Consider the following 26730-nt stretch of genomic DNA (forward strand, 5'->3'; position numbering starts at 1 on the left):
AATAGTTTAATAGAAGCGCAAACAACATCTCAATCTATGAAAACGTTTGCGCTATTTGTCTATCATTATACATTCTTTTATTCATTTTGCAAATATTAATTTTAAAATATTATTACTACACTCTTTATACATTGACTTTATATGAAATGAATACTACTCTTATAAGCAATATTAAAGCTATGCAAAAAGCAATCGTTTGCAACATATACTTTATTATTATACTTAAGGGAACAATATGCATGGAGATATTAAAGGGGGCTTTTCTATATGCTTAAAGAAGCTATTTATCATAGGCCAAAAGATAATTACGCATACGCTTACGATGAAAAAACGATTCACATCCGAATACGTACTAAAAGAGAAGATGTTCAAAGCGCCACTCTTATTTACGGTGATCCTTATGAATGGAAAGAAGGGAAATGGATTACATCAAGTACAGCGATGAAAAAAACTGGTTCTACTGCATTGTTTGATTATTGGTCCATTTCCATCGAGCCTAAATTTAAGCGCTTACGTTATGGATTCGAATTAAAAAATGATATAGAAACGCTTATTTATGCAGAGCGAGGATTTTTTTCCACTATTCCAAATGATGACGTTGGTAACTTTTTCTGTTTGCCATTTATTCATGCAAATGATGTATTTCAAGCACCTTCTTGGATTAAAGACACCGTTTGGTATCAAATTTTCCCAGAACGGTTCGCTAATGGAGATCGTGCACTAAATCCAGAAAACACTCTTCCTTGGGGAAGCGCTGAGCCAACTCCAACTAATTTTTTCGGCGGAGATTTTGCTGGTATTATTCAAAACCTCGATTACCTTGTTAAGCTTGGAATTTCAGGAATATACTTCACACCTATTTTCAAAGCACATTCCAACCATAAATATGACACAATTGACTACATGGAAATCGACCCGCAATTCGGGACGAAAGAAACGTTCAAAGAACTCGTTCAAGCATGTCATACACACGGTATAAAAATAATGCTCGATGCCGTGTTTAATCATAGTGGATACTTTTTCGATAAATTCCAAGACGTACTAGAAAACGGCGAGAAGTCTGCTTATAAAGAGTGGTTCCATATTCATGAATTTCCAATTATAACTGAGCCACTTCCGAATTATGATACTTTCGCGTTTACACCGTATATGCCTAAATTAAATACAGCACACCCAGATGTAAAAGAATACTTACTTGAAGTTGGGCGTTATTGGGTAAGAGAATTTAATATAGACGGTTGGCGCCTTGATGTAGCAAATGAAGTCGACCACAGCTTTTGGAGAGAATTCCGAAGCGAGATAAAAGCATTAAATCCTGAAGTATATATTTTAGGAGAAATTTGGCACGATGCACTTCCATGGCTACAAGGAGATCAATTTGATGCTGTAATGAGCTATCCTGTTACAAACGCTCTGCTGTCTTACTTTGCTAATGATTCCATTAAAGCAAATGAATTTATGAAACAAATTACAGAATCTCTCCATTCCTACTCTATGAATATAAATGAAGCAGCGTTTCATTTATTAGACAGCCATGATACACCAAGAATATTGACAACATGTAACGGAGATAAAAATAAGTTACAGTTACTTTATGTATTCCATCTTTCTTTCATCGGCTCTCCTTGTATTTATTATGGAGACGAAATTGGTATGGACGGCGGTATGGACCCAGATTGTCGCAAATGTATGGTTTGGGATATGAAAGAACAAGATCATCTATTATTTACACATATACAAACATTAATTTCATTACGAAAGCAATATAAAGCATTTGGAGGACATGGTACTTTCCAATTCATCGAAGCAAATGATGAACATAATTATATTTCTTATACGAAAACATATGAAGATGAAACTATCTTTTTCGTTTTAAATCCGACTAATAGTGATGTTACAGCTTCACTCCCTCTCCATGTTACTGGAAAGAAAATCATTAACATTTATACAAACGAAGAATTTTCAGCGGAAGCAAGTGTATTACAGGTTACACTTCCTCCATATGGATTCTCAATCTTAACATGGTAATAAAAAATCCTTATGCCAAGGTGTGGCATAAGGATTTTTTTATTTTAATTTAAATACCATCGCTTCATATGGACGTAATGTCATGTTATCTATCGATCCACTCTCTACGTCGTAATTGTGTATGAATAACTCTGATTCACTATAAATAACGTCCTCAGGCAATTCAAATACACTTTCTTCCGCCGTAAAGTTTGCAATAACAAGAAGTTTTTCTTCTTCATATGTTCTTACGTATGCAAAAATAGAAGGATTATTATCTAATATTAAATCATATGATCCGTACACAACTATTTCATTATTTTTGCGTAGGTCAATTAATTTTTTATAGTAATAAAAAATTGAATCTTTATTTTGGATCGCTTGTTTCACATTGATTTCTTTGTAGTTAGGGTTTACCGTAATCCAAGGCTCACCTGTTGTGAATCCGGCATGATCTTTATCATCCCACTGCATCGGTGTTCTAGCATTATCTCGCCCTTTTATATAAATAGACTGCATCACTTTATCTATATCTTCACCGTGCTCTATCACTTTTTCCTTATACATATTTAATGTTTCAATATCTCGATATTCATCAATCGATTCAAATCGAACGTTCGTCATTCCGATTTCTTCTCCTTGATAAATATATGGTGTTCCTTTCATCATATGAAGCACCGTCGCTAACATTTTCGCAGATTTAATGCGATACATTCCATCATTACCAAAACGAGATACAACGCGTGGCTGATCATGGTTATTCCAATACAGGCTATTCCACCCTGTATGCTCTAATGCTTTTTGCCACTTCGTTAAATTCTCTTTTAAAGTAAGGAGTGAACATGGTTTTACATCCCATTTTCCGCCTTCTCCCGAATCTAAATCCATATGTTCAAATTGGAATACCATCTGCAGTTCTTTTCGTTCTTCTCCAGTATACATTTTCGCTTCTTCTGTCGTTACACCAGGCATTTCACCAACCGTCATAATATCATAATGAGACAATACTTCTTCATTCATTTCATGTAAATATTTATGAATGTTTGGACCGTTCATAAAATGCTTATGACCTGAAACATACCCCTCTTCTTCCGTTTCAACAGCTGGTAATCCCTCTTCTTTAGAAATAAAATTAATAACATCCATACGGAAGCCATCAATTCCTTTTTCTAACCAAAACTTCATCATTTCATAAACATCTTGTCTTACCTTTTCATTATCCCAATTTAAATCCGGCTGTTTTTTAGAAAACAAATGTAAATAATATTCATCTGTCATTTCATCATACTTCCATGCAGATCCACTAAAAGCTGCTCCCCAGTTGTTCGGCTCTTTCCCTTCTTTTCCAGGACGCCATATATAGTAATCTCTATATTTATTATCTTTTGATTTACGTGATTCAATAAACCAATTATGTTCATCAGAAGTATGGTTAACAACTAAGTCCATCATAAGTTTCATATTACGTTCATGCATTTCATGTAATAGCTCATCCCAATCTTCCATTGTTCCGAACTCATTCATAATTTTACAATAATCACTTATATCATAACCATTATCATCATTTGGAGATTCATAGACCGGAGATAACCAAATGACATCAATCCCTAATTCTTTTAAGTAATCTAGCTTTGAAATAATTCCACGAAGATCCCCAATACCATCACCGTTACTATCCATAAAGCTACGAGGATAAATTTGATATACTACACTTTCTTTCCACCACTGTTTTTCCATTATGCTACCCCATTTCATTAATAATTCGATTTTCTCTTTTTTAAGGCGCAAACGTTTTCATTAATGAATGATAACAGATTCTATCTTAATTTAAAATAGCGCTTACAACTTTTTATTCTTATTTTTCTAAGAAAACATACGAAAATTACTACTATTCTTCTAATAAATGAAAACGTTTTATTTTTTTGTTTATTTTTTGAATCTATTAGTTTATAATAAACTCAAAGAAAACGTTTGCATAATTTTTCTAGGGGGCAATACCATGGCAGAATTGAAATTAGAAAACATTTATAAAATATATGATAATAACGTAACAGCTGTAACAGATTTTAATTTACACATTCAAGATAAAGAGTTTATCGTATTTGTCGGTCCTTCTGGATGCGGAAAATCTACAACATTACGAATGGTGGCTGGGCTGGAAGATATTTCAAAAGGAGAGTTTTCAATTGATGGTAAGCTAATGAATGATGTCCCTCCAAAAGATCGCGATATCGCAATGGTCTTCCAAAACTATGCTTTATATCCACATATGAGTGTGTATGATAATATGGCATTTGGATTAAAACTTAGAAAAATACCAAAAGATGAAATCGATCGTCGTGTGAAAAATGCAGCAAAAATTTTAGGACTGGAACAATATTTAGATAGAAAACCGAAAGCGTTATCTGGTGGACAACGTCAACGTGTTGCGTTAGGTAGAGCAATTGTTCGAGACGCGAAAGTTTTCTTAATGGATGAGCCTTTATCCAACTTAGACGCTAAATTACGTGTTGCAATGCGCTCAGAAATTTCTAAATTACATCACCGTCTTGGAACGACAACAATTTACGTAACACATGATCAAACAGAAGCAATGACAATGGCTTCACGTCTCGTTGTTATGAAAGACGGAAAGATTCAACAAATCGGAACTCCAAAAGAAGTATATGAAACACCTGAAAATATTTTCGTTGGTGGATTTATTGGCTCACCAGCAATGAATTTCTTCCGTGGTAAATTAACTGAAACCGATTTCGTTATAGATAATTCATTAAAAGTCAAAGTAACTGAAGGAAAAATGAAGATGTTACGTGAACAAGGCTATGTAAATAAGGAAATTGTTTTAGGCATTCGCCCTGAAGACATTCATGATGAACTATTATTTTTAGAAGCTTCACAATCTACTGCCTTCACAACAAAAATCGAAGTTGCTGAGTTACTAGGTGCTGAATCTATTTTATATATGAAACTTGGAGATCAAGATTTTGCAGCACGTGTTGATGCAAGACATACATTTTCACCTGGAGATCAAATTAAACTAGCATTTGATATGAATAAAGCGCATTTCTTTGATAGTCAAACTGAACAACGTATTCGTTAAAAAATAATTTCTCCCTGTATAACATACAAAAAAACCGTCCACATACTTTGAGGGCGGTTTTCATTATTATACGAGGGCTTCTACTGTATGAAATGATTGTCCTTTCGTGCCAATAATACCGAAAATCGGTAAGTCACTCAGCACCACTTCTTCTTGCTGTTTCATAAAAGATGACGTTAATTGTTTTATCTCTATCCAAACGTCATTAATACAAAGTACATTGGAATCGTTCTCTTGTTGGCGAGAAAAAATAGAATCTATTTTATATAAACCAGCATTTTGAAAAAGCATATCAATGCGACTAAATGCATTCAAAGTAATACTGATAACGCGTTGCCAATCTCCTTGCTTTCCCATATCATAGGTTACAAAAAGTGCTTCTCCGCCTAGATTCGTAATTTCCTCCACTGTTGCTTGTCCACTTTCTTGATCAATGTCCGTCACAATTACTTTTGCGCCTTGTTTAGCCAACAAAAGAGCTGTATTACGTCCAATACCGATGCCACCGCCAGTTACGATAGCAACTTTTCCTGCAAGCTTCATTTTCATTACCCCTTCTATAAGTCTTACCGTCATTCAGTATACTCCTTTATGAGATTAGTCTGCAAGCAAGAAAAGTTGCTTATTAATTTGTAAGCGATTACTTTTTTACTCCTTCTTTTTTCTTACTATTACGCTGATCGAAAACTAAACCGATGAAAATTAAAATCCCCCAAAAGATTACGCTACCCCCAGTCATTTCAATTTCCCCCTTATTATATAAAGATATTATTTTAATCATTATAACATTTTCTTAATTTTCAATCTATTAAGACCAAAAATGATATGGATTAACTTTTTCTTATTATATATCCTTTAAAATATATTTATATAATAAAAAAAGACCTTCTTATTTTATGTATAAAAAGGTCTCTGTTTTATTATACAAGACTTATCACTTTTGTTTTTGTAATTAAATCTTGAAAACCACAATTATCTTTGCGGAATAACATCATATATACGTTACATAATATCGGAATTCCAAGTAGCAATATGTTCGGTAATAACAATACAAAAAACCTTATAATTAATGTTTGTAATGTTAACTTTTCACTCTTCAATGAAATTAATTTTATTCTCGTTACCTTTTTACCAAGTGTAACACCGTTCCAAATAAAGGGTACCAAAATAAAATATATCGCCATTAATATAAAAACTACTGCGAGATCATATCTATAATCACCAAAACTAATATTAAAGCGATTAAAAATAGCACTATAATTTCCGGTCATAATAGCTACTACTGCACCATACATAACCGAGATTAAAAACATGTCAATTAGGGAAGCACCTATGCGATTCATTACAAGCGCTGGACGATGCATCTTTAACTTCATTTTATGTCGACTCCTTCATATCCTTCTTTACCCGTCTCATCGTACCACTTCTAAAAAACATTGTAAACTAGCGTTTCTCTTACTTTTCTTGTACAATGTGTTACAACAGCATTGTAAAGGAGGTTCCCATATTGAAAAAATGGATAATCCTATTCGTCGCATTCCTATTAGCCGGTTGTGCTGGAAATACAAATCATATAACTTATACGATTAACGATGAATACGAACTCATACGTACTTCTGGAAATGCATTTGAACTTTTCCCATCACAAGATGCTGTATATGCCACACAATACATTCCTGCAAAAATTACAGACATAGCTTGGGATGATAAATACATTATTGCAAAACAAATTGAGGAAAAGTCAGATCCGAATAACCCTGACGGAGCAATTGCAAATAAAAAAAGTGAGCATTATTGGATTATTGACGTAAAGCATAATAAACGTTTTGGCCCTTATAATGAAAAGCAATTTAATGAACAAAAAGATGCGTTTAAAATTAAGGTACCTTTTCAAAGTGTAGATTCATACATAAAAGAACAGAAAAAACAGTCAGCATAATAGTTTAAGCGCTGACTGTTTTTTCTTACATATTTTTAAAACACCTTACTCAGAAAGTGAGATATTAAAAGTTTGTGCCTCTTTTACAACATCTTGCGTTTCTGTATCTGCTGCGACTACATTATCTGTTGTAAACTTAATATCCTTTACCTTTTCTTTTCCATCATCAAGTATTAAGCCGATAATACCATCTCTTGTTTCACCAGGCTTATAGTCTTCCCTTGATACATTTTTTGTACCAACGAGCGTATCTTCATCATATAAAAAGTTTTGAGTTGCTACTTTAAAATGTTGCTTATCATTAATCGTAACATCATTCATAGAGAAAAATTGCATATTTTTATTTCCGCTATTTTCCACCTTATATGTAATTTCAAGGTAACGAATCGTATCACTAATCTCTGTACCACTTATCGATGCATATAACTCCGCATCTTCTTGGCTTACTTTATCTCCTAATCTACGCTTTACTTCTTCAGGAGTTAATGCCGTAAATACTTTTAATGTATTTTTTGCATCTTTACTCATCTGCGATAAAGAGATTACTTTTACATCTTGTATGTGAATTTTCATTGGTGCTACTTCAAATGTTTGATTTACAGATTGAATCTGTTCTAACTTAAAAGTACCCCACCCTGTTTCTTTCACTTTTTGTCCTACTTTTTTCAGCTCACGCCCACCATATTCTTTTGTTTCAGGAATAGATTCTTTCTTCTTCGGTTCAACTTTCTTTTCTTCTTGATGGAAGCAACCACTTAACATAAGAAGAAAACTACATAAAACAAAAATATTTTTCCATGCTTTCATCATATAATTTCTCCTAACACTATCATTCATTAATATAAATTAGTCCTTTGCTTTGTAGACTATAGAAACAATGAGAAGCCCACAAAACGAACTTGTCAGTCCAGATACTATTATACCCCCTATTTGGAAAATATGAAAATAGGGATTTACAAACGCGTGAACGATAAATACTAGAGCTGCCACAATGATTGCCGAAACCCAATACTTCCTTTTTTCTGAAGCTATCATAATATCTTTCCCTGTTTCATCTTTATACTTCCATAATACGTATAATAGTAATAAGAAACCAACACATGTACACCCGTGTTGCATATATTTATACACCGGGATACTATGTAATTCCCTTTGTAACAATGGTATTTCCATAACGAAGTAGCCTGTCTTATGAGTAAACGCATCCCAAACGACATGCGTGAGCATACCGAATAAAGCAGAATAGCAAAATACAAAGAAATCCTTCCATGTATGAAGCCCCCACCTCTCATCTACTACATATGTATAGTAGCCAGCAAATGGTTTAGGTAAATGTGTTATAAACGGCTTTTTTAAAATGTGATGATATATGCATGCGAGTAGAAATACAAGCGGTAAATTTAAATATAAGAACCCAAGCCATGTATGGCCAATGACACCATACGGTCTAAAGTGTAAAAAATATTCAAAATCAGGCGCCATACTCCCTAATATAAATAAGAGCCGTTACTGAAATATATTTGGACTGCTTTTTCACAAAAGGAAGGACTGCTGCTGGATGCGCAAATGTAAACGGCATGTTTGAACTCCTTTTCATATCTTCAATAGAATACCATCTATCATAACGAGAGAATTGATCTTGATGCAATATTTATTTTCACATTGGAATATGATAGTTTACATGTTATAATCCACATAAAATATTCAGAAAATAAGGAGAGGTTCACGTGTCATTAACACTTGTATTTACTGTTTTGTTACAATCAAAATCCGTTATGAATTGAGGTTTATATATTGATTGATGTACCCTTTTTAAAAAATGTCACATTAAAAAAAGAAAATATCCCTAGTTTTTCCGCATATCCTTACTGTCTACCCGCTATCCGAACTTTACAATCACTTGCCTTCCACCCAAATGTAACATTCATTATTGGAGAAAACGGAACGGGAAAATCAACATTACTCGAAGCAATTGCAATCGCTTTAGGATTTAATGCAGAAGGTGGAACGAAGAATTTCCGCTTTAGCACAAACGATTCACATTCATCTTTACATGAATACCTTCGAATTTCGAAAAGTTTCAATACACCAAACGATGGTTTCTTTCTTCGCGCTGAATCATTTTATAATGTTGCTTCTTATATTGATGAAATAGATGCTATAAAATCTTATGGAGGTGTTTCACTTCATGAGCAATCCCATGGTGAATCATTTTTCTCCTTATTTATGAATCGTTTTTCAGGACAAGGTTTATACATTTTAGATGAGCCTGAGGCCGCTCTATCACCAATGAGGCAACTTTCCATGCTTATTCGAATGCACGAACTAGCGGAACAAGGTTCACAATTTGTTATCGCGACGCACTCTCCTATTTTAATGGCTTATCCTGAATCCACTATATATTCTTTAACACAAGAAGGGATTCATGAATCCACATTAGAAGAAACCGAGCATTACCAAACGACAAAACTTTTCTTTGAAAATCGTGATCGATTATTTCATCATTTATTTGATTCTTAATAAAAAAGAAGCAGCGATTGCTGCTTCTTTTTTATAGTGCTTCTATAAATAATGCGACCCCAATACCGCCACCGACGCATAGAGAGGCAATTCCTTTTTCTAAACCGCGTCTCTTCAATTCATGAATTAAACTTACAGTAATACGAGCTCCTGTACAACCAATTGGATGTCCAAGTCCTACACCGCTACCGTTTACATTCACTTTTTCACGGTCTAAACCTAATTCTTTCTCTACAGCTAGGTATTGAGCCGCGAAAGCTTCATTAATTTCCAATAAATCAGCATCTTCTAATGACCAATCTACTTTTTCTAATCCTTTACGAATTGCTGGTGCTGGTCCAATACCCATAATTTTCGGATCTACTCCAGCTACTGAATATCCAACAATTCTAGCTAACGGTTGTAAGCCTTTTTCTTTCGCTTTTTCTTCGCTCATTAATACTAGAACCGCACTTCCATCATTAAGGCCAGATGCATTCCCTGCCGTTACAGATCCATCTTTACGGAAAGCTGGTTTTAATCCTGCTAATTTTTCCGCTGTAATATCTGCGCGTGGATGTTCATCCTTCGAAAATACTATTTCTTTTCTACGTTCTTTTATCGTAATAGGAACAATTTGCTCGTCAAAATATCCAGACTCGATTGCTTGTAGTGCCAATGTATGACTACGAAGCGCAACTTCATCTTGTTCCTCTCTTGTAATTTCATATTGGTCAACTAAATTTTCAGCCGTTTCACCCATCATAATATGGTGAATCGGATCTTCTAGTACTTCCCACACCGTATCACGAATTTCTCCGTGCTGTAGACGTTGTCCCCAGCGGTGCTGTTTTAATGCATAAGGGCTCGAACTCATCGCTTCTACTCCACCTGCAATAACAACATCACTTACACCTAATTGAATTTGCATTGCAGCTGACATAATTGCTTGCATACCTGAAGAACATTGGCGTTGGATTGTATAACCCGTAACTGTGTCAGGAAATCCTGCCGCTAATGCAGCTGTTCTTGCAGTATTTGCTTCATCAGTTCTTTGAATACAATGACCTAAAATTACTTCATCAACTTCGTGTGGTTCTACCCCGCCTCGTTTTACAGCTTCCTGAAGTACAGGAACCGCTAATTCTACTGGCGTTACATTTTTTAGCGCTCCTCCAAAAGTTCCAATTGGCGAACGAACTGCAGCTGTAATAACAACATTATGCATTTTGCACTTGCCCCTCTCTTATGTACCCTAGTCAGTTTTTAGGTGAAATTCCATAAGATGTATGTCTACATCTATCATACTATAAACATACTAAAAAATCAAAATATTTAATATAATAAAAATAGAAGGAATTAACCTTCTATTCTGTTAATGCATATAAAAATTTTTGTGAAATTTTCTCTGTCGTTTCATTCAATTTTGGTAACTTATCTACCGGAAAATATTGAAGCTTCAATCCCTCATGATCAAGCCTTAATTCTCCACTCACATGATGCCCCTGATACAGATGAATAACATTAAAAATTTCATCCCCATTAGGATAACGGAAATATACTTCCTTTCCTGATAAGACACCTAGAAATTGCATTATTTTTGCAGTTAATCCCGTCTCCTCTAATAATTCTCGGCGAGCAGTTTCTTCCGTCGTTTCTCCTAGTTCCATCGCGCCGCCAGGTACACCCCAATCATATGTATCTGAACGATATTGAAGCAATACTTCTTGATTATCATTTAGTATAATTATTGCTGATCCAACGAGAATAAGTGGTCTTGTCCCAACAACTTTGCGTAACTCTTCAATATACCCCATTATGTAAATTCTCCTTTCCTCACCCTCCCTTATCATAACAAAATTTTTCTCCTTTTGTTGATGTAATTTCCAAGAAAAAAAAGGAAGCTTTCGCTTCCTTTTTTCCATTTTTATTTCTTAAAACTTTCATATTTTACAGCTTCAAAAGCTTCTTCAATTTCATCATTACGATAATGAACGTATGTAAAACGCCCTAATTCTACTAATCTTGCTATTTCTTGTAACGCTTTATGTTGCTCATATGTTTCCCCCAGCTTAATATGTACATAAAACTTCATTAATGGATGTTCATATAAAGGTTCTCCCACCTCTACATATACATCTTCCACCCCTTGCACAACTCTTACATAACTTGCAAATTGATAAAGAGCTTCTCTGTCTGAAACGATTTTTAATGTATACATATATTCTCCCCCTTTCCTTTACTATATCAAAAAGATGATCACACTACGTTATAGAACTATGAAATTTTTTCGACTTGTAATAAACAAGGCGTTTATCCATACATAGGGTCTTTTCCCAACATATATTATAGGAAGAATTTTTTTCAGTTGAGGTGTTCCTTATGGATCCATACGTCAATATATGTATTTGCATTACTCCAGGCGCCAATATTTCTGATGACCGTATCGCAAAAGATTTAGCAGTTGCAGAATCAATTTGGCACCCCATTACATTTCAAATTAAAGACGTAATTATTTTAAATGAACTTTTTCGTTTTTCTGACCGTGAAATTAGTTATAAAAATTCTATTCAAAGTCAGGAAAAATTAGCATCCTTTTTCCAAACGTGTGTAAATGAAGCTCCTGAATGCGACCTTTACATTTGTTATATTGGCAGTGATTATTTCAAAGAAACAGCCGTAATTGCCTGCGCTTACTCTTTAGCAAAACAACAGCAACTTACTGGTTATATCGTTTTAACAAACTCGGCTGCCCCCATGAAAAATATATACACGCTCGCTCACGAAGTCGGTCATATTTTATTTACAAGACGTATTCACGGAAAACTTACTCACGCAGATCCTCATTCCCCAACTGGCTCGGAGCACCATCCTTCTCCAACAAATCTTATGTACCCTATCGTACCTCGTCCTGAAAACGTCCATATTCATTCCTTATTAACAAACGAACAAAAAGAGCTCTCTTTACAAAGCTCTTTATTACAAAGAAAAAAACAGTAACTGTCATGTTACTGTTTAAAACAACTTATTTAATCAACAAACCAATTCTCGGCTGCCAAAGGATACACTATACATCTAAGCGTAATCTCTCTTAAAATCAAAATATAGTATTTCTTTGGAAATAATTTATTGTATATCCAGAGCAGCCACTTTTTTTGAACTACTCGTTTATACTTTTTCTCTCTTCAATTTTTAAAGACCATCTCATTAATCCATATATACTTCCATACATAAGTAATATCTTTGCAATTCCCCAAAATACATTTTTTTCTTCTAATCCTTTAAATATAAACATAATCGCTAAAGGAACAAGTAGCACCAAAACACCTATCCAACCAAGAACATACACTTCTCCAACGAAAAGCAATAAAAAGATACTTGCTGCTAATATATATGTTTGCATTGTCGACAATTGCAAAATAGGTGTCCCGTACCATTTATCAATAAACATCAATAATACTAATAATAAAATGGGAACCATTACCATTATGTAAATAATCCCGAACTCTACAAATTTATTTTTAAAAGAAGACATTCTAAACGCAACAATGGTTCCAATAATCATAATGATTAAGACGATAGGATAGCCAATTAACTGTATATTCGTTAGTATAAATTGCTGATTCGGATTATTAAATAAAATATGAGTTAATATCCAATATCCGCCAATACCAATTATCATGGCAAGAATACTCTTTATACTCCCGCCTTTATCCTTATCCATTTCTTTCGCTAATTCTTCCGCATATTCTTTTGGTGAATCACCGAATATATCGCTTACCGTCTTTCCCTCTTTCTCACCTTCTATTAAATGAAGTTCTGCATCTTCTATAAAAGCGTCCACATCTTCTTCTTTCATTCCTTTTGTTATTAAATACACTTTTGTATCGATTAAAAACTTTTCTCCTTCTTTAGAAATTTGCATGATAACCTCTCCCTTATTTAACCGTTTCTTTTCTATTCGTCTTCATCATAATTTCAAGGAAAATTAAAATAAACAAACTTCCGTATAAACATATAATTTGAAATAACATTGGTACGAGATCTTCTGATGTAAATGTTTTAAACACTAACATAATTGAAAGCGGAATGATTAAATATAAGTTTTTAAACCATCCTTCAAAATACAAATTTATCCCTATTGTGATAATAAAAATACCTCCAGCTAATATATAACTTTGCATTTCGGTGAATGTGAGCATTTTTGTAGGATATATTACATCTAATATCGTAACAACTCCTATTAGAAACATTGGCGCAATCATGACTAAAAACCACATAGAAAACCATGTTTTTGTAAAGCTTGTTACGAAGGTCATTTTACGAAGTAGAAAATTAGGACCCATTACAGCTACGATCAATGTAAAGCTATAGCCAATGCACTGAATAAGTGAAATCTGTAACATTCCGTTATTCACTATTAAGATAGAAGCAATAATCCAAAACGATACGATATTCATTACTGTAAAACCAATTTGCTTCCACGTTTCCTGTCTATCCTTTTCCATTACTTTTACAAGTTCATTTGCATATTCTTTCGGTGAGCTTCCGAAAATATCTTCTACACTTTTCCCATCACTCTCACCCTCAATTAAATGGAGTTCTGCATCTTCTATAAAATTTTCAATATCGCTTTCTTTCACACCCTTTGCCACTAAAAATAATCTCATATCTAATAAAAACTTTCGTGCTTCACTGGATATCATTATTTTTTTCTCCCCTTCCCTTCAAGTAGACGCTCTACACTACTTTGCATCGCTTCCCAGCGATCCATAAATTCATTAAGTGCTTCCTCGCCTTTTTCTGTTAATGTATAATATTTTCGCTTTGGGCCAGATGGAGATTCCTTCATTACACTTGTTATTAATCCTTCCTTTTGCATTCGTATTAATAACGGATAAATACTTCCCTCACTCGCCATTGTAAAGCCATACTTCGCTAGCTTTTCACTCATTTCATAACCGTATATTTCACCTTCAGAAATAATAGCAAGTAAGCATCCTTCTAAAATCCCTTTCAGCATTTGACTTGTCGACATAATTCAAATCCTCCCACTATCTTGTTTTACAAGATAGATAAGCGTAAGTATCTTGCTTTACAAAATAGTATAGCAGAGACTATTTTGCAAAACAAGATAGCTAACGATATTTTTCCAATTCTTTGCAGGATTTTCATTATCCACTCTCTAAATAGAGCAATATGAGAACTTTATGACGAAGGGATGTTTTTCATCATGGTTACAAATCGAGTTGTTTTTTTAACAGGCGCTGCAAGTGGCATTGGTTATGAAATGGGAAACGCTTTTGCAAAAGAAGGTGCAAAAGTTGTTATTACCGATCGTCTTGAAGAACGTGCAAAAGAAGCTGCTGAACAATTACAAAAAGAAGGCTATCAAGCTATCGGTTTAAAATGTGATGTTACATCTGAAGAAGAAATTACCGCTGCAATTTCTCAAACCGTTACGCATTTCGGTTCATTACATATATTAATTAACAACGCAGGAATGCAGCACGTTTCACCAATTGAAGATTTTCCAACCGAAAAGTTCGAACTGCTTATTAAAATTATGCAAATCGCTCCTTTTATCGCAATTAAGCATGCCTTCCCAATCATGAAAAAACAAAAGTATGGCCGAATTATTAATGTAGCCTCCATTAATGGCCTCGTTGGATTTGCGGGAAAATCCGCCTACAATAGCGCGAAGCATGGCGTAATCGGATTAACAAAAGTTGCCGCTTTAGAAGGCGCTACTCACGGAATTACCGTTAATGCGCTTTGTCCTGGTTATGTCGATACCCCTCTTGTACGTAATCAACTACAAGATTTAGCTACTACACGAAATGTACCACTTAAAAATGTTTTAGAAGATGTTATTTATCCACTTGTACCACAAAAACGCTTATTGCAAGTACAAGAAATCGCTGATTATGCTATGTTTTTAGCGAGTGAAAAAGCAAGAGGTATAACTGGACAAGCCGTTGTTATCGATGGTGGTTATACTGCTCAATAAAGTGAAGGCTTTTACTTCCCATTAATGCGGGGTAAAAAATAAAGTTTGCTCACGAAGAGCAAACTTTATTTTACTTTCTATCGCGAGGACCTTCCTACTTTAGTAATTGTTTAGGGAGTTTCTCGATTGCAACAATTACCCCATCTAATTTACTTTCAATACGATGGAGTAAATATAATGTTACAACAATCGGAAACCCTACATTACCTATCATCCTGATCCACTCTTCCATTTTTCTCTCCCCCTTTCATTATATAAATAAGAGTACGAAATACATTTAGGCATAAAAAAACAAGCTATTATGTATTAGCTTGTCTTTCAAATAATGATGCAATTTCCCGTTTATAATCTCCATGTATGATGCCTTTTTCAGTAATAATACCTGTAATTAATTCATTCGGTGTTACGTCAAATGCAGGATTATAAACATTAGTTCCAATTGGCGCCACTTGTTTTTCAAAAATTTTCGTAACTTCGGTTTCATCTCTTTCTTCAATAACAATGTCTGTACCTATTTGTTTCGTAATATCAAACGTAGATAACGGAGCTGCAACGTAAAATGGAATATCGAAATACTTTGCTAATATAGCTAAATTCATTGTTCCGATTTTATTTGCTGTATCTCCATTTGCGACAATTCGGTCCGCTCCTACAATAATTGCGTTTATTTCTTTCGTTTGAATAGCATGCGCTGCCGTATTATCTGTAATAAGTGTTACATCAATATTTGCCTGTTTTAATTCCCATGTCGTTAAACGCCCGCCTTGTAAAACCGGTCTCGTTTCACATGCATACGCATGTAAACGTACACCTTTTTCTTTCCCAATATAAAACGGTGCTAATGCAGTACCATATCTAGCAGTTGCAATACTTCCAGCGTTACAAATTGTTAAAATGTTATCACCGTCTTTAAAGCATGTTAATGCATGTTCTCCAATACTCCGGCATACCGCTTCATCTTCTTGCTGAATGAGAAGTGCTTCTTCTTCTAATATTTTTTGTGCTTCTTTTATTTTAGTAATTTCTCCAATGGATTCTCTCATACGATCGATTGCCCAAAATAAATTGACTGCTGTCGGGCGTGACGTTCCTAAATAATTACAATCTCTATTAAACTTCTTTTGAAATTCTTCCATATGTACAGTATTATATTTTTTTGATGCAAGCGCCAAACCAAATGCAGCTACAATTCCAATTGCAGGTGCTCCTCGTACTTCTAGCATGACAATACTTTTCCATACCTCTTCAATCGTCGTTAATGTTTTGTATTCTGTACTATGCGGCAACTTTGTTTGATTTAATACTGCAATGGCATCACCTTTCCAACTGACAGACCTCGGAACAGTAACAATTGTACTCATGCTTTTACCCCTCCAGAAACTGTCTGTTGAAATAACGTTCGGAACAGTTGAATGTCAGCGCTCTTAGATTCATATTTTATTAGTTCTTTACCTAAGGATAGCGCTTGTTTTTTAGCTTGGATTCTCGTTTCTTTATTTGCTATTTCATCTAAATCAGCTACATGTGCTAAACCAATTGTTCTACGTATAAGCTCACATCCAGCAAATCCAACGGCATCCGTAAAAATATTTTGCAAAATAATTGGCAACCATTGTTTCTCTTTCGTATATGCTTCTACGCCTTCTCCAATCCATAATTTCGTAAAAGCTTCTACAAAATAACTCCATGTTTTCTCAATATGGAAAAATAGCACACTTCTTTTTTCCTCTTCACGGGATAGTGCATTTAATAATAAATTTGCAATAAATTGACCAAGGTCAAATCCAAATGGACCGTATGTTGCAAATTCTGGATCAATTACTTTCGTTTCAGCAGGTGATGAAAAAATACTACCAGTATGTAAATCACCATGAATAAGCGCTTCTTTTCTTGTTAAGAACTTATATTTATACTGTGCTACTTTTAATTTTAAATTTTTGTCACTCCACAGTTCATCCACCGCTAGTTGTAACTCTGGTTCATAATCATTCGTATCATAATGACTAAACGGATCTGTAAACACTAAATCTTCCGTAATTTTACTAAGATCTGGATTAACAAATTCACTATCTAACACTCTTTTCTCTTCTGATTGTAAACCGAAATCTGAAGTATAAAACAAAACATGTGCTAGAAAGCGACCAATATGTTGGGATAAAAGTGGGTACTCCTCTCCATCTGTTAATCCTTTTCTTGTAATTGTTAGCCTTGATAAGTCTTCTATGACCGTTACTGCTAACTCTTCATCATGACTGTACACTACCGGCACATATTCCGGCACATACTTCGCAAAAATTTGTAATGCTTTACTTTCAATCGTCGCTCTTTTTATAGACAGTGGCCAGCTCTCACCAACTACTTTCGCATATGGCAGTGCTTGTTTTATTATAATAGACTTCTCTCCATCATCTAATTTGAACACGTAATTTAAATTTCCATCTCCAATTTCATGACAAACTACATTTGCTTTCTTTTCAAAATAACCGTGTTCTTTCGCATATTGTATAGCTGTCGTTTCAGTTAATGAATAATATCCCATCGTCTTCTCCCCCTTTTTTAAATTCAGAGGTTTTTCTGACGTAGAAAAACCTCTTTCCACAAAGAAAGAGGTTTGAAGTTTATCTTCTCCCCTCTTATCTGCCAGAAAGGTTTACTTTCTGCTGGAATTAGCACCGTGCCTTTTGGCGTAAATAAACGCCCCATTTCACAATGGTATTACGGTCGGTTGCTGGGCTTCATCGGGCCAAATCCCTCCACCTGCTCTTGATAAGAGTTGTATAATTTTTTGAATTTTTAACTTTATGTTGAAGACTATACCAAGAATAAAAATCACTTGTCAACATTTTATTTGTATAATTCTGGACGACGATCTGCAAAAACTGGAATTCCTTTGCGTACTTCTTTAATTTTCTCAAAATGAAGCTCTCCAAATAAAATTGATTCTTCTTCATTCGCTTCTACAACAACTTCGCCCCAAGGATCGACAATTAGAGAATGACCGGCAAACTCATTACTCGGATCCTTCCCTGCCCTATTACATGCAACAACATAACATTGATTTTCAACTGCTCTTGCTTGCAATAGCAAACGCCAATGTGCTAAACGAACTAATGGCCATTCTGCTACAACAAATAAAACTTTTGCACCTTTCGCAGTATGAACGCGCATCCACTCCGGAAAACGAATGTCATAACAAATTGTGCCGGCGCACTCTACATCATCTAACTTAAATTCACCTGTACTATTTCCAGCGATTAAATATTTATGTTCATCCATAAGCTGAAATAAATGCACTTTACTATATTCATTGACTAGTTCTCCTTCCTTGTTTACCACATACATTGTATTTGTAACACCTTGCTCTGTTTGCTTCGCTATAGACCCACCGACAATATGTACACCATATTGCTTCGACCATTCTTTCAGCTTTTCTTTCGTTTGCAATCCATCCCTATCTGCAATTTCAGTAAGCCTCGTTAAATCATATCCCGTTGTCCATAATTCTGGTAAGACAATAACGTCTGGTCTTTCCTTCATCGCTTCGCTTATTTTATTTTTAGCATTCTCAATATTTTTTTCTACATCTCCAAAGACAATGTCCATTTGAATACATGCGACTTTCATTTTGTCAGCCCCATTCTTAATTTTTTTCTTTACAAAATACTGGAAAGATTATATCATTTGTCACTAGAATTGTAACAACTTTCAAAAGAGGTGGAAAGTATGAAATTATTTCAACCTTCTGAGATAGTAACATCATTGCCTACACAATTTTTCGCTTCACTTGTTGCAAAAGTTAACAAAGTCGTAGCAGCAGGTCACGATGTTATTAATCTAGGTCAAGGTAATCCAGATCAACCAACACCGCAGCATATCGTAAAAGCTTTACAAGATGCTGCTGAAAAGACCATTCATCATAAATATCCACCATTTCGCGGACACGAAAGTTTAAAAGAAGCCGTGGCAACATTCTATCAACGCGAATATGATGTAGTAGTAAATCCAAAAACAGAAGTTGCTATTTTGTTTGGTGGAAAAGCTGGATTAGTAGAATTACCACTTTGTTTTACAAACCCTGGTGATACTATTCTCGTTCCAGATCCAGGCTATCCAGATTATTTATCAGGAGTTGCTTTAGCAAAAGCACAATTTGAAACAATGCCGCTTATTGCAGAAAATAATTTTTTACCAGATTATACAAAAATTGATGCCACTACCGCTGAGCGTGCAAAGTTAATGTTTTTAAACTATCCAAATAATCCGACCGGTGCTACTGCATCAAAAGATTTCTTTGATGAAACCATTCATTTTGCTAATAAACATAATATATTAGTCATTCATGATTTTGCTTACGGTGCGATTGGATTCGATGGTCAAAAACCTGTTAGTTTCTTGCAAGCAGACGGTGCTAAAGATACAGGTATTGAAATTTACACTCTATCGAAAACTTTCAATATGGCTGGATGGCGCATCGCTTTTGCTGTGGGGAATGAAAGTGTGATTGAGACAATTAACTTATTACAAGATCATATGTATGTTAGTATTTTTGGTGCAGTTCAAGATGCTGCCCGCGAAGCACTATTAAGTTCACAGTCTTGCGTAATAGACCTTGTAAATAGTTACGAATCTCGAAGAAACGCTCTTGTTTCAGCTTGTCACTCAATTGGTTGGAATGTAGACATTCCAACAGGCTCATTCTTTGCATGGCTTCCTGTTCCGAAAGGATATACATCTGAGCAATTTTCTGATATTTTACTAGAAAAAGCACACGTTGCAGTTGCTCCTGGTGTTGGATTTGGTGAGCATGGCGAAGGGTATGTCCGTGTTGGTCTCTTGCACACAGAAGATAGATTACGAGAAGCCATTAATCGAATTGATAAATTAAATTTTTTCAAAAAGTAATTGACAACATGAAAAATATCTGACAAAATTCAGTTATCTTAAAAATTTAAACATTTCTAAATACTTCTTATCAAGAGCAGGTGGAGGGACGAGCCCGACGAAACCCGGCAACCGATCTACAATTGTAGACACGGTGCTAATTCTCGCAGCATTACGCTGACAGATAAGGAGCTGGTTGTAAAAAAACCTCTCCTTAGCTGAGAGGTTTTTTTATTTAACTAGGAGGTTTTAACAATGAGCGGAATTATAGCGACGTATTTAATCCATGATGATTCACATAACTTAGAAAAAAAAGCTGAGCAAATTGCACTCGGTTTAACAATTGGCTCTTGGACTCATTTGCCACACTTATTGCAAGAACAATTAAAACAGCATAAAGGCAACGTCATTCATGTTGAGGAATTAGCTGAACAAGAACATACCAATTCGTATTTACGTAAAAAAGTTAAACGTGGGATTATTAAAATCGAATATCCGTTATTAAACTTCAGTCCAGACTTACCAGCAATTTTAACAACTACATTCGGAAAGCTATCACTTGATGGCGAAGTGAAATTAATCGACTTAACATTTTCAGACGAGTTAAAACAGTATTTCCCTGGTCCGAAATTCGGGATAGATGGCATTCGAAATCTTTTACAAGTGCATGAGCGTCCCCTTTTAATGAGCATTTTCAAAGGAATGATTGGACGAAATATTGGGTATTTAAAAACGCAATTACGCGATCAAGCAATTGGTGGTGTAGATATAGTAAAAGATGATGAAATATTATTTGAGAATACATTAACACCACTTACGAAACGCATTGTATCTGGAAAAGAAGTTTTAGACTCAGTATATGAAACATACGGACATAAAACGTTATATGCCGTAAATTTAACAGGACGAACTTTTGATTTAAAAGAAAATGCGAAACGCGCAGTGCAAGCTGGGGCAGATATTCTATTATTTAATGTATTTGCTTACGGACTAGATGTACTACAATCACTTGCAGAAGATAATGAAATCCCAGTTCCTATTATGGCACACCCTGCTGTAAGTGGTGCTTATTCAGCATCCAAGTTATATGGAGTTTCCTCTCCATTATTACTAGGAAAGCTACTACGTTATGCTGGTGCTGACTTTTCATTATTCCCATCTCCATACGGAAGTGTTGCACTAGAAAAAGAGGAGGCTCTTGCTATCTCAAAATATTTAACTGAAGACGATGCATTTTTCAAGAAGAGTTTTTCTGTTCCGTCTGCTGGTATTCACCCTGGTTTCGTTCCCTTTATTCTACGAGATTTCGGTAAAGATGTTGTTATTAATGCTGGCGGCGGGGTACATGGACATCCGAGTGGAGCGCAAGGGGGCGGTAAAGCTTTCCGTACTGCAATTGATGCTACTTTGCAAAATACACCACTCCATGAAGTAGATGACATAAATTTGCATAGTGCACTACAAATATGGGGAAATCCCTCTCATGGGGTGAAATTATGAGTATTCAAGTATTTTGTGATTTTGATGGCACGATTACAAATAATGATAACATTATGTCCATTATGGAAAAATTTGCACCACCAGAAGCCGAAGAAGTAAAGAATAGAATTTTATCACAAGAGCTGTCTATTCAAGAAGGTGTTTCTCAATTATTTCAATTAATACCTACTAGTCTACACGATGATATGATTCAATTTTTAATAGAAACTGCTGAAATCCGTAGTGGTTTTCATGAATTTATACAATTTGTAAATGAAAATAACATTTCTTTTTACGTTATATCAGGTGGAATGGATTTCTTCGTCTATCCACTCTTACAAGGAATCATTCCAAAAGAGCAAATTTACTGTAATGAAACAGACTTTTCAAATGAATTCATTACAGTTAAGTGGCCTCATCCTTGTGATCATCATTGTCAAAATCATTGCGGATTATGTAAATCATCTTTAATCCGTAAATTAAGTGATACGAATGACTTCCATATTGTAATTGGAGATTCAATTACTGATTTACAAGCTGCGAAACAAGCAGATAAAGTATTTGCTCGTGACTTCCTTATTACAAAGTGTGAAGAGAATTATATTGCTTATACACCGTTTGAAACATTTCACGATGTTCAAACCCAATTAAAACATTTGTTGGAGGTGAAATCATGAAACAACTTTTTCGTCAATGGTATGACTTAAGCGAGATAAAAAAAGAATTAACAACACGAAATTGGTTTCCAGCAACGAGTGGTAATATTTCTATAAAGGTTAGTCATGAGCCACTTACTTTTCTTATTACAGCAAGTGGTAAAGATAAAACAAAAACTACTCCAGATGATTTTCTATTAGTAGATCATCTAGGGCTTCCCGTATTAGAGACTGAATTACGCCCTTCAGCAGAAACAATATTGCATACCCATATTTATAACAATACGAATGCTGGGTGCGTACTTCATGTTCATACAACTGATAATAATGTCATCACAAATTTATACAGTGATGCAGTCGTCCTTCAAAATCAAGAAATTATTAAAGCTCTCGATATTTGGGAAGAAGGTGCAACAATTCACATTCCTATTATCGAAAACCATGCCCATATCCCAACGCTTGGAGAAAACTTCCGAAAGCATATACAAGGAGATTCGGGAGCAGTATTGATCCGTAACCATGGTATTACCGTATGGGGCCGAGATAGCTTTGATGCAAAGAAAAGATTAGAAGCTTATGAGTTTTTATTCCAATTTCATATAAAACTATTATCAATTCAAGGAGGCGTTTCTAATGGCGCAAATTCGTATTCATGAAGTAAATACTCGCATCGAAAATGAAGTGGAAGTATCTAAATTTCTACAAGAGGAAGGCGTTTTATATGAGAAATGGAACATCTCTAAACTTCCTACTTATTTAAATGAAAATTATTCGTTAACAGATGAAAACAAGGCTGAAATATTAGCTGTGTTTTCAAAAGAAATCGCTGATGTTTCAGCGCGCCGAGGTTATAAAGCACATGATGTAATTTCACTTTCAAATAGCACACCTAACCTTGACGAATTATTAATTAATTTCCAAAAAGAACACCATCATACTGATGATGAAGTTCGCTTTATTGTTAGTGGTCATGGCATCTTTGCTATTGAAGGAAAAGATGGGAAATTCTTTGACGTTGAACTTGAGCCAGGCGATCTCATATCTGTTCCTGAAAATGCAAGACATTATTTTACCTTGCAAGATGATCGTCAAGTTGTAGCTATTCGTATTTTTGTTACAACTGAAGGCTGGGTTCCAATTTATTAAGGTAGTTAGTTGAATAAAAGGACTTGGATCCCCTTTTCCAACCTTTTATTCACTCTACATATATACATCCTCCTATGGAACAGGCTTATTTCCAAAAATGAAATAAGCCTGATTTTTTATTTTCTCAAGCATATGATTCCGTCTATTCCAAAACAATCTCCCCCCTTCTATGTTTTAAGCGAATTTTTTAACACTTTTTGAACATTTATTGAACTTTTTTTGAATTTTTTCTGAAAATTCTGTTTTGTATATGATATACTACAATTAAATAAAAAGGAAAAGAATATCGCAAACAGAGGGGGATAATCATGAGTTTACTTATCGCACTTATACTAGGGGTTACGTGTGGAGCACTTCCTGTTATTCTAGGAGCTATTATGGAAGAGTTGGAAGTTGGTGTTTTAGGTTTTGTCGCATCTTGTGTAAGCGCTTTATTTTTCGGCTTATTCGGTGCTATTCCTGTTTCAATTCTGTGTGCATTTTATATAGTACGCCATGCTCGTGCAAAGCAATTCGGTCCTAATCACATCGCGCAAGTTATTCCATTCCCAATCGAACGATGTCGCCGGGCTTCTAGCTTATAATTTTAAAATTAAAAATAAATAAAAGTCCTCATTTGAGGACTTTTATTTATTTTCTTCTAGAAATTGAAACAATTCTTGTAGGTGCAAGACGTCTTCACTATAGCTAACAGATACGTGACATATACCGTCAATCTCTGCTTGCATATAAAGGTCAACTCCATCTCGATCATATTTCAATGCCAAATAAAAATCCATTTCTTCTAACATCTTTTTTGAAGTTCGAATAACATAATGCCCATTCTCATCTCTTCCATATTCGAATTCCGGCTCAAAATCATACTTTTGTTTAAAAGCTTCTTTTTGTTTTTCATTAATTTGTATACAAATTGCTCGTTGTACAGTATCAATCATCTCATCAAATTTTTGAAGATCCATCTCATTTACCCCTTTATGTATTTTTTGTATAACACTTGTGTTCCGCTATTCTCTTCCCCATCTTTTATTAACTCTTCATACAATTCCTTCGCCAAACTTAAACCTGGTACTGGTAATTGTAATTTTTCAGCCTCATCTAAAGCTATCTTCATATCTTTCATAAAGTGCTTTACATAAAACCCTGGTTCAAAATCTCCCTTTAACATTCGAGGAGCTAAGTTACTCAATGACCAACTACCTGCTGCTCCCGTTGAAATACTTTCTAATACTTTATCCGGATCTAGTCCAGCTTTTTTTGCATAAGCAACAGCTTCACATACTCCAATCATGTTAGAAGCAATCGCAATTTGATTGCACATTTTTGTATGTTGTCCACTTCCAGCTGGTCCTTGCAACTGAATGTTTGTTCCTAGTTTTTCAAATAACGGTAAACATTTTTCATATATTTCTTTTTCACCACCGACCATAATTGCGAGCCTTGCTTCTTTCGCACCAACGTCTCCTCCAGATACAGGCGCATCTAACGTATATACATTCCTACTTTTACCGGTTTCATTAATACGTTTTGCCAATGTTGGTGTAGATGTCGTGAAATCAATTGCTATCGTACCTTCATTTGCATTCTCCAAAATCCCATCTATCCCAAAGTACACTTCTTCTACATCATGTGGATATCCAACCATAGTCATTACAACATCAACTTGCTTCACTAACTCTTTCGGTGTATCACACCAATTCGCACCATCTTGCACTAAAGAGTCTGTCTTCATTTTCGTTCTATTATATACATATACTTGATAGCCGTCTTGCATTAAATGACGCACCATACTTTTTCCCATTACACCAATACCGATGAAACCTATTGATACATTTTTACGTTCCATTTTCTCATCCCCTTTGTTCTAATAAATCACTTACCATCTTTCGAAACTCATTATTAAAATCATCATCTATACTATTTTTCACATTTGAAAATAATATAACAAAAGTGCCTTTTTCTTTATTAAAATTATTGAAAGTGTTCCAACCAGATAGTACACCATGATTATGAAAATAATCCGGATATATGTAAAAACTATATGCATATTTTCGTTCTGTTGAAGGTGAAAACATCGCTTGTCTACTTTGTTCAGAAAGAAGTTTCCCATTTATAATCGCTTCGTCTAACTTCTTCATATCGCCAACTGTCGTATACATCTCACCGCATCCGTATAACCACTCCATTAACAATTTTTGTGCAGGTTCAAGTACATTCTCTTTCTTTACATATCCTTTAGTAAAATGCTGATCTCCCTGAGCCATATTTCCCATACCAGATTCATGCATTTCTGCTTTAGTAAATATATTTTCTTTTATGTAATCTCCTAAAGGTTTTTTTGATATGCTTTCTATAATATAGGCAAGCACCATATAATTATAATCTGTATATCTCCAACCTGCGCCTGGTGGAAATTCTAACTTTTGACTTCCAATCCAATTTACTAAATTTATACGAGAAGCTGCATTCACTTTTCCTTTTCCGCTTTCTGGTAAACCTGATGTGTGTGTTAACAAATGATATAAGGTGATATTTTTATCTACCGGAAAAGAGGGAATATATTTATTTACATTATCTTGAATATTTAACTTCCCTTGTTCCTGCAGCTGTAAAATAGATGTGGCCACGACTGTTTTCGTAATAGAACCGACACGATATTTTGTTTGAGGCGTATTTTCTATCTTATTTTGAACATCAGCATATCCATATCCTTTATTCAATATAACATGCTCTTTATCTGTTACTAAAACTGTTCCATTAAATTGCTTTCCTATTAAATATTGATCTAACTTTTGAGATATACTAGCATAATCAATTTGTTGTTCTTCTTTTTCTTCTATATTCTCTTGTACTTCTGATTCAATAGTAGGATTCACCTTAGTTGTTAATACAGTGCTTTCCTTTATATTGGGATTATAGAGAAAATAGTATACTCCACCACAAACTACAGCAGACAGCGAAGCCATCGTCATTATTTTTTTTATCATGTTGTTCCTCCATAATTCCTTCGTCCAAA

Annotated in this window: 30 protein-coding genes, 1 pseudogene and 2 riboswitches; of the genes and pseudogenes, 12 read left to right on the forward strand and 19 right to left on the reverse strand. The window is 34.7% G+C overall.

Annotated features, from left to right (window positions below; genetic code table 11):
• Nucleotides 1–267: 267 nt before the first annotated feature.
• Nucleotides 268–2028 (forward strand): alpha-glycosidase, encoded by a 1761-nt coding sequence (locus MKX31_RS18010; protein ID WP_064474921.1) that lies wholly within the window; start codon nucleotides 268–270, stop codon nucleotides 2026–2028.
• A gap of 39 nt (nucleotides 2029–2067) precedes the next feature.
• Here MKX31_RS18010 and malL read toward each other — a convergent pair whose 3' ends face one another.
• Nucleotides 2068–3744 carry an oligo-1,6-glucosidase gene (malL, locus tag MKX31_RS18015; RefSeq protein WP_064474920.1) on the reverse strand — a complete coding sequence of 559 codons (1677 nt, stop codon included), beginning with the start codon at nucleotides 3742–3744 and terminating at the stop codon, nucleotides 2068–2070.
• A 262-nt stretch (nucleotides 3745–4006) separates the two neighbouring features.
• Between malL and MKX31_RS18020 the strand changes: the two genes are divergently transcribed.
• Entirely contained in the window at nucleotides 4007–5107 is a 1101-nt protein-coding gene (locus MKX31_RS18020) for an ABC transporter ATP-binding protein (RefSeq protein WP_064474919.1), read from the forward strand.
• Nucleotides 5108–5173: 66 nt separating this feature from the next.
• Here MKX31_RS18020 and MKX31_RS18025 read toward each other — a convergent pair whose 3' ends face one another.
• The 3 genes from MKX31_RS18025 to MKX31_RS18035 all read right to left on the reverse strand — a co-directional run bounded on the left by MKX31_RS18025 (nucleotide 5174) and on the right by MKX31_RS18035 (nucleotide 6483).
• On the reverse strand, nucleotides 5174–5683 hold the full coding sequence (locus MKX31_RS18025) for an SDR family NAD(P)-dependent oxidoreductase (RefSeq protein ID WP_064474918.1): 510 nt from the start codon (nucleotides 5681–5683) through the stop codon (nucleotides 5174–5176).
• A 64-nt stretch (nucleotides 5684–5747) separates the two neighbouring features.
• Nucleotides 5748–5846 (reverse strand): hypothetical protein, encoded by a 99-nt coding sequence (locus tag MKX31_RS18030; RefSeq protein WP_000145657.1) that lies wholly within the window; start codon nucleotides 5844–5846, stop codon nucleotides 5748–5750.
• A 181-nt stretch (nucleotides 5847–6027) separates the two neighbouring features.
• On the reverse strand, nucleotides 6028–6483 hold the full coding sequence (locus MKX31_RS18035; protein WP_000769076.1) for an RDD family protein: 456 nt from the start codon (nucleotides 6481–6483) through the stop codon (nucleotides 6028–6030).
• 131 nt (nucleotides 6484–6614) lie between these two features.
• Between MKX31_RS18035 and MKX31_RS18040 the strand changes: the two genes are divergently transcribed.
• Complete coding sequence (locus MKX31_RS18040) at nucleotides 6615–7046, forward strand: DUF3997 domain-containing protein (RefSeq protein WP_088047231.1); 432 nt, start codon at nucleotides 6615–6617, stop codon at nucleotides 7044–7046.
• 45 nt (nucleotides 7047–7091) lie between these two features.
• Here the strand turns inward: MKX31_RS18040 and MKX31_RS18045 are convergent, their stop codons facing one another.
• Entirely contained in the window at nucleotides 7092–7856 is a 765-nt protein-coding gene (locus tag MKX31_RS18045) for a hypothetical protein (protein WP_064474916.1), read from the reverse strand.
• Between the two features lie 36 nt (nucleotides 7857–7892).
• Nucleotides 7893–8625, reverse strand: a pseudogene (locus MKX31_RS18050) (DUF4184 family protein).
• 215 nt (nucleotides 8626–8840) lie between these two features.
• Here MKX31_RS18050 and MKX31_RS18055 point away from each other — a divergent pair.
• The gene (locus tag MKX31_RS18055; protein WP_000567976.1) at nucleotides 8841–9566 is read left to right on the forward strand and encodes an AAA family ATPase; all 726 of its coding nucleotides are present in this window, start codon (nucleotides 8841–8843) and stop codon (nucleotides 9564–9566) included.
• Nucleotides 9567–9597: 31 nt separating this feature from the next.
• On the opposite strand, the gene MKX31_RS18060 is transcribed toward MKX31_RS18055, so the two are convergent.
• From MKX31_RS18060 to MKX31_RS18070, 3 genes are all read right to left on the reverse strand, one after another.
• Nucleotides 9598–10773, reverse strand: coding sequence for an acetyl-CoA C-acetyltransferase (locus MKX31_RS18060; protein ID WP_000552069.1), 1176 nt, complete (start codon nucleotides 10771–10773; stop codon nucleotides 9598–9600).
• Between the two features lie 139 nt (nucleotides 10774–10912).
• A complete protein-coding gene (locus MKX31_RS18065) occupies nucleotides 10913–11362 on the reverse strand; it encodes an NUDIX hydrolase (RefSeq protein ID WP_142315323.1) in 450 nt (149 codons plus the stop codon).
• 110 nt (nucleotides 11363–11472) lie between these two features.
• The gene (locus MKX31_RS18070) at nucleotides 11473–11766 is read right to left on the reverse strand and encodes a DUF3928 family protein (RefSeq protein WP_000288329.1); all 294 of its coding nucleotides are present in this window, start codon (nucleotides 11764–11766) and stop codon (nucleotides 11473–11475) included.
• A gap of 161 nt (nucleotides 11767–11927) precedes the next feature.
• Between MKX31_RS18070 and MKX31_RS18075 the strand changes: the two genes are divergently transcribed.
• On the forward strand, nucleotides 11928–12545 hold the full coding sequence (locus tag MKX31_RS18075; protein WP_048562415.1) for a hypothetical protein: 618 nt from the start codon (nucleotides 11928–11930) through the stop codon (nucleotides 12543–12545).
• A gap of 160 nt (nucleotides 12546–12705) precedes the next feature.
• Here MKX31_RS18075 and MKX31_RS18085 read toward each other — a convergent pair whose 3' ends face one another.
• Genes MKX31_RS18085 through MKX31_RS18095 form a run of 3 tightly spaced genes read right to left on the reverse strand, consistent with a single transcriptional unit; the run spans nucleotide 12706 to nucleotide 14583 of the window.
• Nucleotides 12706–13470, reverse strand: a complete 765-nt coding sequence (locus tag MKX31_RS18085) for a DUF1129 domain-containing protein (RefSeq protein WP_064474912.1) — start codon at nucleotides 13468–13470, stop codon at nucleotides 12706–12708.
• A 13-nt stretch (nucleotides 13471–13483) separates the two neighbouring features.
• On the reverse strand, nucleotides 13484–14251 hold the full coding sequence (locus MKX31_RS18090) for a DUF1129 domain-containing protein (protein WP_064474911.1): 768 nt from the start codon (nucleotides 14249–14251) through the stop codon (nucleotides 13484–13486).
• Nucleotides 14251–14583 (reverse strand): PadR family transcriptional regulator, encoded by a 333-nt coding sequence (locus MKX31_RS18095; RefSeq protein ID WP_000107987.1) that lies wholly within the window; start codon nucleotides 14581–14583, stop codon nucleotides 14251–14253. Before MKX31_RS18095 ends, MKX31_RS18090 begins: the two co-directional genes overlap by 1 nt.
• A 195-nt stretch (nucleotides 14584–14778) precedes the next feature.
• Between MKX31_RS18095 and MKX31_RS18100 the strand changes: the two genes are divergently transcribed.
• The gene (locus tag MKX31_RS18100; RefSeq protein ID WP_064474910.1) at nucleotides 14779–15555 is read left to right on the forward strand and encodes a 3-hydroxybutyrate dehydrogenase; all 777 of its coding nucleotides are present in this window, start codon (nucleotides 14779–14781) and stop codon (nucleotides 15553–15555) included.
• A gap of 94 nt (nucleotides 15556–15649) precedes the next feature.
• Here the strand turns inward: MKX31_RS18100 and MKX31_RS18105 are convergent, their stop codons facing one another.
• From MKX31_RS18105 to MKX31_RS18120, 4 genes are all read right to left on the reverse strand, one after another.
• On the reverse strand, nucleotides 15650–15787 hold the full coding sequence (locus MKX31_RS18105; RefSeq protein ID WP_000393342.1) for a YvrJ family protein: 138 nt from the start codon (nucleotides 15785–15787) through the stop codon (nucleotides 15650–15652).
• A 67-nt stretch (nucleotides 15788–15854) separates the two neighbouring features.
• Nucleotides 15855–16916: an S-methyl-5-thioribose-1-phosphate isomerase gene (gene mtnA / locus MKX31_RS18110; protein WP_088047229.1), complete on the reverse strand. Its 1062-nt coding sequence runs from the start codon at nucleotides 16914–16916 to the stop codon at nucleotides 15855–15857.
• Entirely contained in the window at nucleotides 16913–18094 is a 1182-nt protein-coding gene (gene mtnK / locus MKX31_RS18115) for an S-methyl-5-thioribose kinase (RefSeq protein ID WP_088047228.1), read from the reverse strand. The genes mtnA and mtnK overlap by 4 nt, the downstream gene beginning before the upstream one ends.
• Nucleotides 18095–18185: 91 nt before the next feature.
• Nucleotides 18186–18328: riboswitch (SAM riboswitch) on the reverse strand.
• 71 nt (nucleotides 18329–18399) lie between these two features.
• Nucleotides 18400–19179 (reverse strand): carbon-nitrogen family hydrolase, encoded by a 780-nt coding sequence (locus tag MKX31_RS18120; protein ID WP_064474908.1) that lies wholly within the window; start codon nucleotides 19177–19179, stop codon nucleotides 18400–18402.
• 99 nt (nucleotides 19180–19278) lie between these two features.
• Here MKX31_RS18120 and MKX31_RS18125 point away from each other — a divergent pair, with 99 nt between their 5' ends.
• The 6 genes from MKX31_RS18125 (at nucleotide 19279) to MKX31_RS18150 (ending at nucleotide 24301) form a co-directional block, all read left to right on the forward strand.
• Entirely contained in the window at nucleotides 19279–20457 is a 1179-nt protein-coding gene (locus tag MKX31_RS18125; protein ID WP_064474907.1) for a pyridoxal phosphate-dependent aminotransferase, read from the forward strand.
• A gap of 64 nt (nucleotides 20458–20521) precedes the next feature.
• Nucleotides 20522–20627, forward strand: a riboswitch (SAM riboswitch).
• 64 nt (nucleotides 20628–20691) lie between these two features.
• Nucleotides 20692–21936 (forward strand): 2,3-diketo-5-methylthiopentyl-1-phosphate enolase, encoded by a 1245-nt coding sequence (gene mtnW, locus MKX31_RS18130; protein ID WP_088047226.1) that lies wholly within the window; start codon nucleotides 20692–20694, stop codon nucleotides 21934–21936.
• Nucleotides 21933–22592 carry a 2-hydroxy-3-keto-5-methylthiopentenyl-1-phosphate phosphatase gene (gene mtnX, locus MKX31_RS18135; protein WP_000027482.1) on the forward strand — a complete coding sequence of 220 codons (660 nt, stop codon included), beginning with the start codon at nucleotides 21933–21935 and terminating at the stop codon, nucleotides 22590–22592. The genes mtnW and mtnX overlap by 4 nt, the downstream gene beginning before the upstream one ends.
• Nucleotides 22589–23227 carry a methylthioribulose 1-phosphate dehydratase gene (locus tag MKX31_RS18140; protein WP_088047225.1) on the forward strand — a complete coding sequence of 213 codons (639 nt, stop codon included), beginning with the start codon at nucleotides 22589–22591 and terminating at the stop codon, nucleotides 23225–23227. Before mtnX ends, MKX31_RS18140 begins: the two co-directional genes overlap by 4 nt.
• On the forward strand, nucleotides 23205–23717 hold the full coding sequence (locus tag MKX31_RS18145) for a 1,2-dihydroxy-3-keto-5-methylthiopentene dioxygenase (protein ID WP_000057324.1): 513 nt from the start codon (nucleotides 23205–23207) through the stop codon (nucleotides 23715–23717). Before MKX31_RS18140 ends, MKX31_RS18145 begins: the two co-directional genes overlap by 23 nt.
• A gap of 308 nt (nucleotides 23718–24025) precedes the next feature.
• Nucleotides 24026–24301 carry a hypothetical protein gene (locus MKX31_RS18150; RefSeq protein WP_000054671.1) on the forward strand — a complete coding sequence of 92 codons (276 nt, stop codon included), beginning with the start codon at nucleotides 24026–24028 and terminating at the stop codon, nucleotides 24299–24301.
• 42 nt (nucleotides 24302–24343) lie between these two features.
• Here the strand turns inward: MKX31_RS18150 and MKX31_RS18155 are convergent, their stop codons facing one another.
• From MKX31_RS18155 to MKX31_RS18165, 3 genes are read right to left on the reverse strand one after another with little or no spacing between them, the layout of a single operon-like run.
• Entirely contained in the window at nucleotides 24344–24676 is a 333-nt protein-coding gene (locus MKX31_RS18155) for a DUF3909 family protein (protein WP_088047222.1), read from the reverse strand.
• Between the two features lie 5 nt (nucleotides 24677–24681).
• Nucleotides 24682–25560 carry an NAD(P)-dependent oxidoreductase gene (locus MKX31_RS18160; protein WP_000440180.1) on the reverse strand — a complete coding sequence of 293 codons (879 nt, stop codon included), beginning with the start codon at nucleotides 25558–25560 and terminating at the stop codon, nucleotides 24682–24684.
• Between the two features lie 4 nt (nucleotides 25561–25564).
• Nucleotides 25565–26701 (reverse strand): serine hydrolase domain-containing protein, encoded by a 1137-nt coding sequence (locus MKX31_RS18165; protein WP_000591954.1) that lies wholly within the window; start codon nucleotides 26699–26701, stop codon nucleotides 25565–25567.
• Between the last annotated feature and the right edge of the window lie 29 nt (nucleotides 26702–26730).

It is taken from the genome of Bacillus sp. FSL M8-0063 (assembly GCF_038005545.1).
In the GTDB taxonomy this organism is placed as follows: Bacteria; Bacillota; Bacilli; order Bacillales; family Bacillaceae_G; genus Bacillus_A; species Bacillus_A wiedmannii.